At 43.8% G+C, this 14367-nt stretch carries 16 protein-coding genes; 5 read left to right on the plus strand and 11 right to left on the minus strand.

Going from position 1 to position 14367, the window contains the following annotated elements; genetic code table 11:
• Positions 1 to 166: 166 nt before the first annotated feature.
• Positions 167 to 808: an MOSC domain-containing protein gene (locus tag PN836_RS10650; protein ID WP_395338152.1), complete on the plus strand. Its 642-nt coding sequence runs from the start codon at positions 167 to 169 to the stop codon at positions 806 to 808.
• A gap of 8 nt (positions 809 to 816) precedes the next feature.
• Here the strand turns inward: PN836_RS10650 and PN836_RS10655 are convergent, their stop codons facing one another.
• From PN836_RS10655 to PN836_RS10680, 6 genes are all read right to left on the minus strand, one after another.
• On the minus strand, positions 817 to 1401 hold the full coding sequence (locus PN836_RS10655) for an acyl-CoA thioesterase (protein WP_395338154.1): 585 nt from the start codon (positions 1399 to 1401) through the stop codon (positions 817 to 819).
• 5 nt (positions 1402 to 1406) lie between these two features.
• Positions 1407 to 1829, minus strand: coding sequence for a nuclear transport factor 2 family protein (locus PN836_RS10660; protein WP_395338156.1), 423 nt, complete (start codon positions 1827 to 1829; stop codon positions 1407 to 1409).
• Positions 1830 to 1839: 10 nt separating this feature from the next.
• The gene (locus PN836_RS10665; RefSeq protein ID WP_395338158.1) at positions 1840 to 2544 is read right to left on the minus strand and encodes a 3-keto-disaccharide hydrolase; all 705 of its coding nucleotides are present in this window, start codon (positions 2542 to 2544) and stop codon (positions 1840 to 1842) included.
• Positions 2545 to 2563: 19 nt separating this feature from the next.
• On the minus strand, positions 2564 to 4282 hold the full coding sequence (locus PN836_RS10670) for an EAL domain-containing protein (protein ID WP_395338160.1): 1719 nt from the start codon (positions 4280 to 4282) through the stop codon (positions 2564 to 2566).
• Between the two features lie 69 nt (positions 4283 to 4351).
• Positions 4352 to 5500: a sensor histidine kinase gene (locus PN836_RS10675; RefSeq protein WP_395338162.1), complete on the minus strand. Its 1149-nt coding sequence runs from the start codon at positions 5498 to 5500 to the stop codon at positions 4352 to 4354.
• 209 nt (positions 5501 to 5709) lie between these two features.
• Positions 5710 to 6894 (minus strand): acetyl-CoA C-acyltransferase, encoded by a 1185-nt coding sequence (locus PN836_RS10680; RefSeq protein ID WP_395338165.1) that lies wholly within the window; start codon positions 6892 to 6894, stop codon positions 5710 to 5712.
• A 304-nt stretch (positions 6895 to 7198) separates the two neighbouring features.
• Between PN836_RS10680 and PN836_RS10685 the strand changes: the two genes are divergently transcribed.
• From PN836_RS10685 to PN836_RS10695, 3 genes are read left to right on the plus strand one after another with little or no spacing between them, the layout of a single operon-like run.
• Positions 7199 to 8737: a sensor histidine kinase gene (locus tag PN836_RS10685; protein WP_395338171.1), complete on the plus strand. Its 1539-nt coding sequence runs from the start codon at positions 7199 to 7201 to the stop codon at positions 8735 to 8737.
• Positions 8738 to 8769: 32 nt separating this feature from the next.
• Complete coding sequence (locus PN836_RS10690) at positions 8770 to 9189, plus strand: response regulator (RefSeq protein ID WP_395338173.1); 420 nt, start codon at positions 8770 to 8772, stop codon at positions 9187 to 9189.
• 50 nt (positions 9190 to 9239) lie between these two features.
• Entirely contained in the window at positions 9240 to 10934 is a 1695-nt protein-coding gene (locus PN836_RS10695; protein ID WP_395338175.1) for a putative bifunctional diguanylate cyclase/phosphodiesterase, read from the plus strand.
• 109 nt (positions 10935 to 11043) lie between these two features.
• Here PN836_RS10695 and rplI read toward each other — a convergent pair whose 3' ends face one another.
• From rplI to PN836_RS10720, 5 genes are all read right to left on the minus strand, one after another.
• Positions 11044 to 11496, minus strand: a complete 453-nt coding sequence (gene rplI, locus PN836_RS10700) for a 50S ribosomal protein L9 (RefSeq protein WP_395338177.1) — start codon at positions 11494 to 11496, stop codon at positions 11044 to 11046.
• Positions 11497 to 11514: 18 nt separating this feature from the next.
• The gene (gene rpsR / locus PN836_RS10705; protein ID WP_395338178.1) at positions 11515 to 11742 is read right to left on the minus strand and encodes a 30S ribosomal protein S18; all 228 of its coding nucleotides are present in this window, start codon (positions 11740 to 11742) and stop codon (positions 11515 to 11517) included.
• Complete coding sequence (rpsF, locus tag PN836_RS10710; RefSeq protein ID WP_395338179.1) at positions 11742 to 12155, minus strand: 30S ribosomal protein S6; 414 nt, start codon at positions 12153 to 12155, stop codon at positions 11742 to 11744. Before rpsF ends, rpsR begins: the two co-directional genes overlap by 1 nt.
• A 119-nt stretch (positions 12156 to 12274) precedes the next feature.
• Positions 12275 to 12742: an NfeD family protein gene (locus PN836_RS10715; RefSeq protein WP_395338181.1), complete on the minus strand. Its 468-nt coding sequence runs from the start codon at positions 12740 to 12742 to the stop codon at positions 12275 to 12277.
• A gap of 13 nt (positions 12743 to 12755) precedes the next feature.
• The gene (locus PN836_RS10720; protein ID WP_395338183.1) at positions 12756 to 13700 is read right to left on the minus strand and encodes an SPFH domain-containing protein; all 945 of its coding nucleotides are present in this window, start codon (positions 13698 to 13700) and stop codon (positions 12756 to 12758) included.
• A 148-nt stretch (positions 13701 to 13848) separates the two neighbouring features.
• Here PN836_RS10720 and PN836_RS10725 point away from each other — a divergent pair, with 148 nt between their 5' ends.
• Complete coding sequence (locus PN836_RS10725; RefSeq protein ID WP_395338185.1) at positions 13849 to 14355, plus strand: cupin domain-containing protein; 507 nt, start codon at positions 13849 to 13851, stop codon at positions 14353 to 14355.
• Positions 14356 to 14367 lie beyond the last annotated feature (12 nt).

Below are 14367 nucleotides of genomic sequence, written 5' to 3' on the forward strand. Positions count from 1 at the left end.
AGTTCCTTGGTAACAGCTTTTTTTCGGTATATATTTGTCATTACTGTTTAATATGTCGGTGCTTAAACTCAAAAGGTTTATTCAGAGTATCTTATGTTTGCGGCAAAAGGGACTTCCATCTAAGATTAGGTCAAGTTTTTCATTTTCAAAACTCAGTGGAATCAATATGCGAATAACAGGCCTTTTTGCAGGCAAGCCTCAGCCATTTGGTCCGCGCAAGGCCCCCAGTAGCATAATCAAAGAGTTGCACGAATCACTTCGCATAAACGAAGATGGCGCACAAGAGGATGAGCAAGGAAATAAAAAGCTACATGGTGGACCGCAAATGGCCCTTCATCAGTACGCGCAAAAAAGTTACATTGCTTTACAAAACGCCTTCCCAAAAACCGCTTATTTGATGTCAATCGGCAGCATTGGCGAAAATATTTCTGCGCCTGATATGGATGAAAGCAATGTCTATATTGGTGATGTATATAAAATGGGCGAGGTTGAGCTTCAAGTCAGCTCCCCGCGAGCGCCGTGCTCGAAAATAAACCATCGCTATGGCCAGAAAAAAATCGATACTTTCGTGCTCGAACAGGGAATATGCGGATGGTATTTTCGTGTGCTTAAAAATGGTGTCCTTCATCATGATGATGAAATTAGCTTACTCGCGCGCAACGCTAATCCAGTGAGTGTTAGAACGCTTATGTTTATGACAAAACCACCGGCTGGAAGGCACTTTACTGACGAAGAATTAGCGCATGCAGCTATAACGCCTGGACTTGCCCCAGAATGGCAACAAAAACTGCAAAGGCTATTGCGTTAAGAATAAGCCTATTGCATTTTAACCATACAGTTTTCTTTCGCTAGCTTTTCTCGTTCGCTTTGGATATCCAAAGAGTTTTTTGAATTATGGAATAGCGTGCGATAGTCACTCTTGTGCTGTTTACGTAACTTCCCCCAAATAAAACGCTCAATTTCCTTCTCACTTTCTAAAATTAAGCCTGGGACTGGAACGGGTTTTCGGCTTTGCTCATCAATGGCTACCATGGTGAAATAGGAGGTATTGGTGTGCTTATCGACGCCGCGTTTAAAATCCTCAGAGATTACTTTGATGCCAACCTCCATTGACGAGCGTCCCACATAATTAACCGAAGCCATGAGCGTCACCAGCTCACCCACATCTACAGGATTGACGAAGTTCACCCCGTCTACGGATGCTGTTACACAGTACTGTTTGCTAAAGGCCGCTGCTGCGGTGTACGCGATTTTATCCATCAAAGAAAGGATAATTCCGCCATGCACCTTCCCTCCAAAATTCTCATAACTTGGGATCATTAGCTCTTTAAGCACAACTTGTGACGACTTTACTGTTCGGTATTCAAGGGCACTTTGTTTGGTTTCTATGAAACTTGGCATCTACTTTAGCGCTCAATGTACTGAGCAACTTTATTGGTTATATGCCAATTCTCGCCGTCATATAAAAGGTTAAGATAGTCGACATAGCCATGCTCGCTTTTCTCGCCCCAGGTAAAGTTGACGGTTGCGTTGGCGGCATTTCCCGTAATCAGCATGTTGGTAATCTCAATTTTGGCATCCCAGTTTTGTCCGTTGTCGACTACTTTTGCAAATTCATCGCGTGAAAAATGTTGGTATTGCGCGTCTTGATTATAATATTGAATAAACGCAGTATCGCTAAAGGCCTGCATAACATGCTTCCCAGAACCTGTGCTTACGCCTTTGATGTAGGCATTTACCGCATCTTCGGGTTTAGTGGAATCTCCAGCCTGAACGGAAGCGCTCAAAACAATTAATAAAGTAAAAACTAGCTTAATGTTTGTTTGCATAATTGCTCTCCTAAAGCTCTTTAACTTCAATGTTTCTAAACACAATTGGGGCTCCCGCGTGCTTGCCTTGAAAGCCAATTTTACCTACGGTGGGCAGCTGCGCTTTTGGCACGCTTAACCACTCTGGAATTTGTGAGCCGTCAGGATTAGTTTGCGCCGACGTCCACTGACTTAAATCGATTTGGTTAATCGCTTCGCCGTTCATTGTTACGTCAATGATTTGATCTTTGGCAATCACGCGCATTGTATTCCATTCGCCTGGCTTGTTAATAACGCTTTTACTGGCCGCTTTGTGCCCAAAAATAGCACCCGCTTGCCATGTCTTACCCATGTTTTGCCATTTTTCTGAGTGATCATCGGCAATCTGCACTTCTACGGAGTACTGGACCCAACTATTTACATCACTCACGTATACGATCACGCCGCTGTTGGTCTCGGGGCCAGTTTTAAATTCGAGCTTTAACTCAAAGTTATCATAGTCTTGTTGCGTCCAAAGCATTTCGTCTTTGTCGGCAATAAGCTCGTCACCTTCGTAGCGCCAAGCTTCATTTGTAACGATGGCGTTAGATAAGTCTTTCTCAAATACTGCAACAAACCCTGCTTCATTGTTTTGAACGACTTGGGTGGCTTCTTGCTCTGACGAGTCCTGACAGGCCCACAAAACCAATAACATAGTCATCAGTACTAAGGTTTTTAAACGTGTAGCTTTCATCATGTGCTTCCCTTCTCAAATTTTAGAAAATAACTGTATGCTGGCTTTCTATGTCCTCTGCGGAAGCCGGCTTTGCAAAAAAGTATCCTTGTCCATGGTCAATATTTAAGGCTTGGCAAAGTTTAAAATGCTCTTCTGTCTCAATCCCTTCGGCAACAACGGTCATGTTCAAGCGTTTGAGCATGTTGGCTAAAGCTTCAAATACAGCGAGTCGTTTTTCTTCACTCTCATCCATTTTAAACAAAGATTTATCTAACTTTACAATATCAATCGGGTAATTAATTAGGTGCGATATGGAGGAGTAGCCCACGCCAAAATCATCTAAAGAGATAGAAAACCCATAATCCGCCAGCACTTGTATGGATTGTTTGATCATTTGCTGCTGCTCAAACAAGGCAGTTTCTGTAATTTCAAGTACGATGCTTTCGGGTTTAACTTGGTAGTATTCAGCGCGCTGAATAATATACTGAGTGACTTTGTCATTTTGAAGCTGAATGGGGGAAATATTAATGGCTATGAACTTCTCGCTTTTGGTGTGCTTTTGCCAAAGCGCAATTTGACGAATGGCATTGTCAATTACCCATTCCCCAATAGCATGAATATCATTATTTTTTTCCGCGATTGGAATAAATTCGTCAGGCACAAATGAGGACGTCATATCTGGCCATCGAATTAATGCTTCATATCCAATTTGCTTGCCGGTTGATAACTCAATGACTGGCTGAAAATGCATATTGAAAGAGGCCTCTTCCAAATGCTTTTTCAAGCCGACTTGAATGTCGTATTGACGGCTAAAGTTTTTATGCATACCTTCATCATACACTCTCACGAGTCCTTTACCTGCTCGCTTTGCAGCATACATGGCCACGTCTGCAAACTTAACCAGCTGCTGCTTATTTTGCGCATGTAGAGGATATAGCGCAGCACCCACACTTGCATTGCAAGAAAGCTGATTGTCGCCAATCATAATGGGCTGGTGCAGGGCGTGAATAATTCGCAAGGCGACTTGCTCGACTTGTTCAGGCGTTTTTATTCCCGTGAGGATAATGGCAAATTCATCTCCGCCAAGCCTGGCAAAGCCTTCGTGGCGACGCAGTAAGCTTTTTACCCGTGTAGAAAACTCAATTAGCAACCTGTCCCCGGCATCGTGCCCGAGGGAATCATTAATGAATTTGAAGTTATCCAAATCAAGTAAAATTAAGGCTACGTCTACTCGCGCATCTGCCCCTTCTTGAATCAAAAGTGACATCAACTGATTAAAATGATGACGATTAGATAAGCCTGTTAATGGGTCTTTTTCTGCAATGTGTTTCACATCTAGATAGTTTTGATGAAGCTTGTGTTCAAGTTCAAAGCGTTTTTGCGCATGCACAATGGCTCTTTGTAAATTCAGCTTTTGCAGATCAGATTTTAAAATAAAGTCCTGAGCACCCGCCTCTAAGCAAGCAACCGCTAATTGGTCACTATCAGATGAACTCATCATCACTATCGCTACACTGCCTAAATCTGCGCGAGAGCGAAGGTTTTCAACCATCTGCAAGCCATTACTGTTGGGCATTTTATAATCGAGCAAAATAACATCAAAGCTTTGCTCTTTAAGTTTAGCCAAGCCCTCGTCAACTGAGCTGGCGTCTACTACATTCACATCATAGTCATTCTCGGCAATGGTTCTACGTATAATTTTCCTATCCGCAAAATCATCGTCGACTACCAACACATCTAAACGTCTTCTCATTTCCATGTTCGGTACTCTTAATGCATTCATGCTACTACTCAACGCTACTGCTAATGATTATCTAACTATTTGTACTCAACACGAGAGCTGCGCTACGGCCTGTCGAGTCAAGTTGTTAAGCGGCCAATTGATAACAAATTTTGCGCCTCTTGGTGTGTTATCTTGTATGGTAATCGAACCGCCATAATGCTCTACCAAACGTTTGACAATGCTTAAGCCCATGCCCGAGCCCTCTACTTCATCACGAGGTTTTAGGGTCTCAAATAAATCAAAAATTCGGGCGCGATCACCCTCAGATATGCCGGGGCCATTATCCATCACGGTAATCATGTTAGACGTTTGCTTTCGTTTAACTTTTATTTGAATTTTGGCATTGCCAGAATCGTTATGCTTGATGGCATTGCTGATTAAGTTGAGTAATACCACCGAAAAAGGCACATCTGGCACTAATACTGATACGTCGTCACATCTCAGCGAAAAACCCATAGGCAGGTCAATCAATGACAACAACTCTACAACCTTATCGTTTACGTTGACTTCGCTTGGATGCTGATACTCGCGCCCAATTTTTGAGTAGGAAAGCAAGTCTTGAAGCAGCTGCTCCATACGATGTACCCTGCTCATGACAATTTCAAGGTTTTCCATGCTGTCGCGTGGCAATACAGTTTCACAGTCCTCCATTACCCAGGAGACCATGCGTTTAATCACATTTAATGGCGCTTTTAAATCATGACTTGCTACATAGGCAAAGCTGTCCAAGTCTTTGTTTGAGCGTTTTAAGTCTTGCACAATCAGCTCTTGCTCGGTGATATCTTTGGCCACAATGAGCAAATGCGCATCATCGCGATACGCGCCAAAACGTTTTACGTTAATCTGGAATACCCTATCGCTGTGCTCACCCAATTGAAATGATTCAACTCGGCTATGCTCGCCTTTGGTCAGCGCATGGCGCTGCGCTTCAACAACAATTTGTTGTTTATGAGGGCTAGAGGACTTATGTTCAAAAAAAGCACAAATGCGATCAGATAAAGATGCGACTTGCTCAGAACGCTCAAATATTGAGCTTTGAAGAAGGGTACGTGTCGCTTGGTTGGCAAAGACAACTTCGCCACGACTGTTTTTTATGTAAATATAGTCGTTGCTGAGATCTGTAATTTCCTTAAATATCTCATCATCAATATCGCCATCCATAGCGCAGGCTTGATCGCTTGCTAGGCTTTGCATCGGTTAGCTGTCTCGTGTGTTTAGAGAGTCTTATTATCGTTATATCAGCGTGTATGAAATGCTGTATCGAGTGCCTAAAACCTAATATGCGAGTTTGGCTTGCAGGCACCTAATAGTAGGTTAAATGCTCACTTTGCTCAAGTGATGATTTATGAGAATTTTATGACGAGGCAGACAAGGCCTGCCTCGGTGTATAAGTTAATTAAATGTTAAGCTATCTCGAACAAACCAGCGGCGCCCATTCCCCCTCCAACGCACATAGTTACCACGACATATTTGACGCCACGTCGCTTACCTTCTATTAGGGCATGGCCAGTTGTTCTTGCGCCAGTCATGCCGTAGGGGTGTCCAATACTAATAGCGCCCCCGTTAACATTATAAATTTCTGGGTCGATCCCTAGTTTATCGCGACAATAAAGCGCTTGGCATGCAAAGGCTTCATTGAGCTCCCAAAGACCAATATCGCTGATGCTTAAACCATGTGTTTTTAGCAGTTTAGGGATTGCATAAATTGGTCCAATTCCCATTTCTTCTGGTGCATTACCTGCCACCGCCATGCCGCGGTAGATGCCTAAAGGCGATAAACCGCGCTGCTCGGCGAGTTTCGATTCCATCACCACGCAAGCTGATGCGCCATCTGATAGTTGAGAGGCATTACCCGCAGTAATCACACCATTGTCCAGCACAGGCTTCAAGTTTTGTAAATCCGCTAAGGCGGTAGAAGGTCTGTTGCCCTCGTCTTTTTCGAGCGTCACTTGTTCAAAAGACACTTCCTTAGTTTCTTTATTCATCACGCCTTTGGTAGTAGAGAATGGCACAATCTCGTCGTCGAATTTACCCTCAGCCTGGGCTTTCGCTGTGCGCTGTTGAGACGATAAGGCATATTCATCTTGTGCGTCACGACTAATATTATATGTTTTAGCAACATGTTCTGCGGTAAACAGCATGGGCATATAGGCATGCTTTTCATGAGCGGTGACATTTTCATCCATGCTAGTGCTTGCCCACTCAAAATACTTTTGCTGCACTTCGCTGATATTGTCTTGACCACCGGCAACTACCACATTCATTCCATCTACCATCACCTGCTTCGCGGCAGTCGCAATTGCCATAAGGCCCGAGGAGCACTGACGGTCAATAGTTTGTCCAGATACCGTATTTGGCAGACCTGCTGCAAGTGTTGCAAGACGCGCAATATTGCCACCCGCACTGCCAGCGTTTAACACCGACCCAATGATGACATCATCGATTTCAGCGCCATCGACGCCACTTCGATCAACTGCATGCTTTATCGCATGGGCGGTGAGAGTGGGAGATTTCGTATTATTAAAGGCACCTTTGTAGGCGCGTCCGATGGGGGTACGCGCGGTGGATACGATAACAGCTTCTTTCATGATGTCTCCTAAATGTTATTCGCAAAAGCAATTCTGCAGTGTCCTAATCATAGTGAAAAGAGGGCATAAAGCGCATTTATAATTTTTATCGAAAGGCATGGACTTGATGAATAGCTGCAGCATATTTACGGTGAGTGTGCATTCTCTTTGACTTGCAGATAAACCTAGCGTCTATGACCAAGTCTGAATTGATTGAGATTCAAATAAACGTTAGTCTGGTCGGTATGTTTATTGCTTTTGCCGTAACATCGATTGTATGAAGCGGCAACAGTCATCATCATATACTAAAGGATAAGCGATATTCATGCCCATTTTTGAAAGAGAATCCTATTTAGGCAAACCGACTGAACAAGACGAGCGCCTAGTTTTCCCCTTATCCACCCACTTGCAAGAGAATCTGCAAGACATTTGCGAGTTAGTTATTGAAGTTTTCGAGGCAAAAAGCTGCGGCATTGCGGTTGAATATGACCGAAAAGTCGCGCTGATACATGGCAGTTTTGAAAGTCAGTCGAAAATGCAATCAGAAAACTCTCAGTTTATATATGAGAATGGCATTAAGAAACTCCACGACAGCGACTTTGCAACCATCGAAAGCTTTGAGGCTGCTCAAGAGCAGGTTGTGTGTGTACCGATTAAGGTTCTCAGTAATCTAAAGTTGGGTGCACTTATATTTACGCGGGATGCCGGTAAAGCTCAAACTCAGGAGCTCTCGCGCAAAGATAAGCGTATTCTTCGCCTGATTGGCAGAGATATTGAAAACTTCTTTATTCAGCGACGCGAAAGCTTTGAAATCGAACAGTCTAGCGAGCTACAAATTCTGATATCTCAGCTCAATCACGATTGGATATTTGTCAAAGATAAAGACTTTAAAATTGTTTATGCGAACGAGGCTTTTTTGCAAGTCTATCCAGAAGATATGCGCGATAGCGTGATTGGCTATACCACAATTGAGGAATACGACGAACAAGAGGCAGAAAAGTTTCTCAAATACGACAAAATTGCATTTAACGAAGGCATAAGCGAAACCATAGAGGATTTACATATGCCCGATGGCTCTCATATGATTGTAGCGACGACCAAGCAACGCTTTGAAGACAAAAGCGGATCCGCCTACATTTTATGTGTGTGCAGAGACATTACTAAGCAAGAAGAATTAATTCGCAAATTACAAAAAGCCAATCAAGAACTCGATGATTTTGCCAGCATCGCTTCTCATGATTTAAAAGCGCCATTAAATGCCATTCGCCGTCTTTTAGCATGGATACACGAAGAGAGCGCAGAGGTAATATCGGACAACGCAAAAGAAAACTTGGATTTTGTCGTCAGCCGAGCCGAACGCATGCATTCCTTGTTAAACGACTTGCTGAGCTTTGCCAAAATTGGGCGCGACCAACAAAAGTATGAACAGTTATCTTTGAAAAAATCAGTGGACGAAATGAAGCTGCTAATTGATGTACCAGGAGACTTTGAAATTACCTGTGATGATGTAATCATTCACGTGCCAACCGTCCCTTTTAACACCGTGATGCTCAACCTAATTTCAAATGCCTTTAAACACAATGATAAAGCCCGCCCTACAATTGATGTGAGTGCTTCGGTCACAAAGCATTATTACATCATTAAGGTGAAGGATAACGGGCCGGGCATTCCAAAACAGTATCAAGACAGGGTGTTTAAATTGTTTCAAACTTTGCGTCCTCGAGATGAAGTTGAGGGCAGCGGCATGGGGCTATCGGTGGTGAAGAAATATGTTGAATCATATCAGGGGCAACTTAAGTTAAGCTCGGACGGTGAATCAGGATGTGAGTTTACCATTTGGTGGCCTGTTACCCATTCAAGCTAATCCTCGTAATAACAGAAGTAGAAGGAAAACACATGACCCCAATTGGTCCGACATTACTTGTAGTTGACGATGACGACGTCGATTTTAAATTGCTACAGCATGAATTTAAAAAACGAAAGATCATAAATACCATTGTGCGAGCGAAAGATGGCATTGATGCATTAGAAAAAATTGAAAGCGGCGTTATTGAAAAGCCCTTTATTGTCTTGCTCGATTTAAATATGCCGCGCATGAACGGATTGGAATTTTTATCTGAACTGCGTTCGCGAGAGGAGTATAAATCCACCGTCGTATTTATCTTATCCACATCGTCAGATGTAAATGATATAAGAGGAAGTTATGAAAAACACGCGGCGGGGTACTTTTTAAAAGATGACGCTAATGAGAGTATTGAGCGCTTAGTGGACGTTCTAGGCGGTTATTTTCAGATCGTCACATTACCGGAAGAATAAGCCATAAAAAGGGCAACACACCATAACGTATAAGCAGGTAAACTTTTAACATGAAAATCCTTATTGTCGACGACGACCTAGTTGACCGCAAAATTATTATCAATGCGCTGGGCGGCACCAAAGAGGCCCGTGATATCACCCAAACCAGCTCGGTAAAAGAAGGGCTTGCGCAACTAGAACACACACATTTTGATATCATTCTGCTCGATTACAAAATGCCCAAAGCCGACGGCATTGAAATGCTATATGAGCTGCGCGCCAGAAATGACCTGGGCAATACAGCGGTTGTCATGGTAAGTGCATCGGAAGAGACAGAGCTTGCCCTTGCTTGTATCGAAGCTGGCGCGCAAGACTTTATCGTCAAAGGCGAAATAAGCCAGGGAAAACTGCAAAAAGCCATGGTGCATGCTCAAAAGCGCTTTGAAATTGAGCAAAAAATGCATCAAAGTTACATTGCCGTTAAGCAAATGGCTGAGCGTGACCCACTCACCGGTTTGTCCAATCGCTATCATTTTGAAGAAACGCTTAAGGTGATGATTGCAAATAACAAGCGAACCAAACACAGCATTGCATTGCTTGCCCTGGATTTAGATAACTTCAAATATGTGAATGACACCTTTGGCCACGATGCCGGCGACACACTCTTAGTGATGATGGTCGGGAGAATTAACGGTTGCCTGCGTCAAAATGAGGGCTTTGCCCGCTTAGGTGGCGATGAGTTTGCTATTATTTTAGGCGGCATTGCTCAGATAAACGACGTTAGCGTAATCGCCGACCGAATTTTAGAAACGGTAGCTGAACCCTTTGTTTTAGACGATAAAGAAGTATATTGCGGCATGAGTATTGGCGTTGCCATCTTCCCCGCGGATGCAACGAAGGCCGAAGATTTAGTGAAATCGGCTGACATTGCAATGTATCGAGCCAAACAAAGCGGTAAGAATCGGGTTTGTTATTATGAATCGCAATTTCAAGCTGAATTTAATCATCGCTATGCCATCCAAACTGACATCCACGAGTGCTTAAAAAACGAACGTTTTACTCTTCATTATCAACCTATATTTGAGCTTAATTCGTCAAATATTGTCGGTTTCGAAGCACTCATTCGCTGGCCCAGCGATGCATCTAAGCACTATACACCCGACAAATTCATTCCAATCGCCGAAGATACCCGTCAAATTATCGAGCTGGGACGCTGGGTGTTTGAACAAGCAGTGGCTCAACTCAAGCAATGGCGAAGCAATAGCACAATCGCTACAAATCTTAGTATGTCAATCAACGTATCTCCGGTTCAATTGCGCGATGAGGAATTTGTTTCTTTAGCGCAACAAATAGTGAATGACTATGGTTTACCCGCTAGCAGCATTACACTAGAAATTACTGAAACGGCATTTTTTGAAGATCAGTCAAAAATTCAACAGAGTTTAACGGACCTGTCAACGCTCGGATTTAAAATTGCGCTGGATGACTTTGGGATGGGCTATTCTTCTATTTCACATCTGATGAATTACCCCATCGACATTGTCAAAATAGACAAGAGCTTACAGGCAAATCAGAGCAATAAGAGCAAGGCTGAAATGTTTGAAGCCTTAGTGTTGATGCTTTCAAAGCTGTCGTTTGAAATAGTTGCTGAAGGTGTAGAGCAAAACGAGCAACTTTCACTGTGTCAAAAATTAGAAGTTCAGAAAGGACAAGGGTATTTGTTAGGTAGGCCTATGCCAAAAACCGATGCTGGCAAGCTGCTATAAACCTACGTTCACAACTTAGCTTAATAAAATGTGGTCTGTAGAAAAGAAAAAAGCCGCTCAAATTCACTAGAATCGAGCGGCTTTTGATTATTGCGTCAGGTCGTGAGGCTTAAGCCTCTGCAATCACCTGCAATTTAATCGCAGCCATGACTTCAGCATGAACTTGTACGTCAATGTCGTACTCGCCCACTTCGCGAAGCGTACCAGTCGGTAATTTCACTTCGGCTTTAGTCACTTCAACACCGGCGTTGGTAATTGCATCTGCAATATCACGGGTGCCGATTGAACCAAATAGCTTTCCTTCATCGCCCGCAGGCGCTGCAATAACTACTGGCTCGAGCGCGTTGATTTTCTCTGCTCTTGCTTCTGCTGTTGCTAACTCTTCAGCAATTTTCGCTTCAAGTTCAGCGCGGCGTGCTTCAAACTTTTCAACGTTAGCTTTGGTTGCAGGTACTGCTTTTCCTTGAGGGAATAAGAAGTTACGAGCGTAACCGGATTTAACGTTCACTGTGTCGCCAAGGCCGCCAAGGTTTGCGATTTTATCTAATAATATGATATCCATCTTTGCTACCCCTTCAGCTTACTTGTGAGAGTCAGTGTAAGGTAACAAGGCTAGAAAGCGCGCGCGCTTAATGGCCGTTGATAGCTGACGCTGATACTTAGCACTGGTGCCGGTAATACGGCTAGGGACAATTTTGCCACTCTCAGTGATGTAGTTTTTTAACAAAGCGATATCTTTATAATCAATTTGCGTTACGCCTTCTGCAGAAAAACGGCAGAATTTACGACGTCTGAAAAAACGAGCCATTATGCTTCTCCCTCTTCTGATTTAGCTTCCTCAGCAGGCGCTTCGGCAGCCGGAGCTGGCGCAGGTGCTGGACGCTCTTTACGCTCTTCTCTGCGTTCTTCTTTAGCCATAGGCGACTGTTCAGTCACTGCAGCCTTAGTGCGCATAACAAGGTTACGTAGAATAATATCGTTAAAGCGAAAAGCCGTTTCTAGTTCCTCAACAGCTTCTGCAGTTGCTTCAGCATTGATAAGAACGTAGTGTGCTTTGTGGAGTTTTTCGATTGGGTAAGCCAATTGACGACGGCCCCAGTCTTCTAAACGGTGGATAGTTCCGCCGTCTGTTTCTAGAATACCTTTGTACTTTTCAATCATACCAGGTACTTGTTCACTCTGATCAGGGTGAACCATAAATACGATTTCGTAATGACGCATTACTGCTCCCTACGGTTATAGTCTCGGGTAGTGCAGTCGTCTACATGGAGACAAGGAACTGATGGTGTTGACTGCAAGGGCGCGCATATTACAGACAAACGCCCTGCAGAGCAAGCAAATTATGCGATTTTGGTGATATGCAATACACCTACATCGGTTTGCGTAATAGCCACTTTATCACCAGCCTGAATGGGTGAGTCGGCAGTTAAGCGCCAAGATATGCCTGAGTACTCATATGTTGGCTGCTGATCAATGGGTAGAAGGGGGTCAATATCTTGTGGACAAACAAAACTGTGGCCCACAATATCATTGTCGGCGCGCTTGGTATCGACATTGGCCTGCAAGGCTTTAAAGCGTTTCCACAACAATACTGCAAAGAGCGCTGTAAAAACCACAATACTCATCAACGATGCCAGCCAGGTTTCAGGGACGATACCCAAATACATCAAACCCGCAGTGACAATGGTGGCTAAGCCAATAAAAAATACAAAAAACGTACTAAAACCCAGAACAAGTACTTCAATGGCTAGAAGGATTATTCCAATAACCAAGAGCGTTTCGGCATAGTGTTCAGAAAACCACTGCATCAGCGCACCTCCTTTAAGCTTTTTTGCCTGCCTGCAAGGCTTGAATTATCGTTGTTGCTTGCGCAACGACCGAGCCAGCTTCAGTGCTTGAATCGGGCAGGAGCACCACTGATGACTCTTTAGCAATGGCTTGTTTCGCTTCAATCGCTTTTGTTGCGAGGTCAAGTTCGATGGCTTTTTGTCCCTCATCGGTATTGGCCGCTTCCCCAACCTTATGCAAGGCTTCTGCTTGGGCTTCGGCCACAGCAACAATTGCAGAAGCTTCACCTTGCGCACGCAGTATTTGCTCTTCTTTATCCGCTTGAGCTGCAAGCACAACCGACGCCTTTTCACCTTCCGCACGGTTGATTGCCGCCTGTCGATCGCCTTCTGACTCTAAGATTTGCGCACGCTTCACGCGCTCCGCCTTCATTTGCGCTTCCATCGCTTCCATGACTGAACTTGGCGGAATAATGTCTTTAATTTCATAGCGCATTACCTGGATACCCCATGGACCTGCGGCGATATTAATTGCGCTTACAATATTAGTATTAAGGATATCTCGCTCTTCAAAGGTCTTATCAAGCTCCATTTTCCCAAGCTCAGAGCGCATAGTGGTTTGCGCAAGTTGGGTAACGGCAAATACATAGTCTTCAACGCCATAAGTGGCTTTGTATGGGTCGAGCACCCTAAAATAAAGTACACCATCCACTGACAGTGAAATATTGTCTTTAGTAATCGCGCTTTGCTCTGGCACATCCACCGCTTGTTCTTTCAAGGAGCGATTAGCAGAAACTTTATCCACAAAAGGAAGGATGAAATTTAGTCCGGCTTCTTTGGTTGATTGGTATTTTCCAAAGCGTTCTATAATGTACGCTCGGTTTTGAGGTACAAATTTAATCGAGGTTTTAAGCAGAATGACCACTAAGATGATCAGGGCAACTTCTACTCTAAATAAAATATCTAATATTGCTTCCATGTATTTTCCTATTTATCAGCTATGGCGCACTGCGGTCAAGTCAATCGCCTTTGGACAAGCACCTACATGTGCTCTACCCTCTGATATTACTTTGCTCGCCCTATTTGCGCCAGTGCTTTGTTAATCAAGTTAAGAGGAACCATTACCCATGAACGACGACATGCATCCTCGCATTCAAGCCCTTATTGGTTTATTTAATTTGCAGCCTCACCCAGAGGGCGGCTATTACTCAGAAGAATATCGAAGCGAAGAGCAGGTAGCCTCATATGTAGATAGCGAGAAACGCGCCAGCGTTAGTCACATATACTTTTTGCTTGCGCGCGGACAAGTAAGCCGTTGGCACAAAGTGCTGCACGATGAGATATGGAACGTCTATGAAGGCGATCCTTTGCGGATATTGACCTTAAGCACCAAAGACAATAGCAATAGGCTGGCGGACGACATTATTGGTAAACAAAATACTCAAGGGCGCGAAGACTATTTCAAAGTGATTACTGGCGGCGACTATCAAGCAGCTGAATCAACAGGCGCCTATACCTTCGTAGGATGCAGTGTAGCGCCGGGCTTTGAATTTCGAGACTTTTCTTACATCGAAGATGAAGCAACACGCGCGATTGTAAAGGACTATAAGAAAGACTATCAAAAATTTTTGTAATCACTCATGGTA

Origin of the sequence: Ningiella algicola, assembly GCF_028401415.2 — a bacterium.
Classification (GTDB): Bacteria; Pseudomonadota; Gammaproteobacteria; order Enterobacterales; family Alteromonadaceae; genus Glaciecola.

Bases quoted from the DNA above. Each gene is read 5' to 3' on its own strand.
- PN836_RS10685 (WP_395338171.1), top strand. From the start codon at position 7,199: ATGCCCATTTTTGAAAGAGAATCCTATTTAGGCAAACCGACTGAACAA.
- PN836_RS10660 (WP_395338156.1), bottom strand. From the start codon at position 1,829: ATGCAAACAAACATTAAGCTAGTTTTTACTTTATTAATTGTTTTGAGC.
- PN836_RS10670 (WP_395338160.1), bottom strand. From the start codon at position 4,282: ATGGAAATGAGAAGACGTTTAGATGTGTTGGTAGTCGACGATGATTTT.
- PN836_RS10655 (WP_395338154.1), bottom strand. From the start codon at position 1,401: ATGCCAAGTTTCATAGAAACCAAACAAAGTGCCCTTGAATACCGAACA.
- PN836_RS10725 (WP_395338185.1), top strand. From the start codon at position 13,849: ATGAACGACGACATGCATCCTCGCATTCAAGCCCTTATTGGTTTATTT.
- PN836_RS10680 (WP_395338165.1), bottom strand. From the start codon at position 6,894: ATGAAAGAAGCTGTTATCGTATCCACCGCGCGTACCCCCATCGGACGC.
- PN836_RS10650 (WP_395338152.1), top strand. From the start codon at position 167: ATGCGAATAACAGGCCTTTTTGCAGGCAAGCCTCAGCCATTTGGTCCG.
- rplI (WP_395338177.1), bottom strand. From the start codon at position 11,496: ATGGATATCATATTATTAGATAAAATCGCAAACCTTGGCGGCCTTGGC.
- PN836_RS10665 (WP_395338158.1), bottom strand. From the start codon at position 2,544: ATGATGAAAGCTACACGTTTAAAAACCTTAGTACTGATGACTATGTTA.
- PN836_RS10675 (WP_395338162.1), bottom strand. From the start codon at position 5,500: ATGCAAAGCCTAGCAAGCGATCAAGCCTGCGCTATGGATGGCGATATT.
- rpsR (WP_395338178.1), bottom strand. From the start codon at position 11,742: ATGGCTCGTTTTTTCAGACGTCGTAAATTCTGCCGTTTTTCTGCAGAA.
- PN836_RS10690 (WP_395338173.1), top strand. From the start codon at position 8,770: ATGACCCCAATTGGTCCGACATTACTTGTAGTTGACGATGACGACGTC.
- PN836_RS10715 (WP_395338181.1), bottom strand. From the start codon at position 12,742: ATGCAGTGGTTTTCTGAACACTATGCCGAAACGCTCTTGGTTATTGGA.
- PN836_RS10720 (WP_395338183.1), bottom strand. From the start codon at position 13,700: ATGGAAGCAATATTAGATATTTTATTTAGAGTAGAAGTTGCCCTGATC.
- PN836_RS10695 (WP_395338175.1), top strand. From the start codon at position 9,240: ATGAAAATCCTTATTGTCGACGACGACCTAGTTGACCGCAAAATTATT.
- rpsF (WP_395338179.1), bottom strand. From the start codon at position 12,155: ATGCGTCATTACGAAATCGTATTTATGGTTCACCCTGATCAGAGTGAA.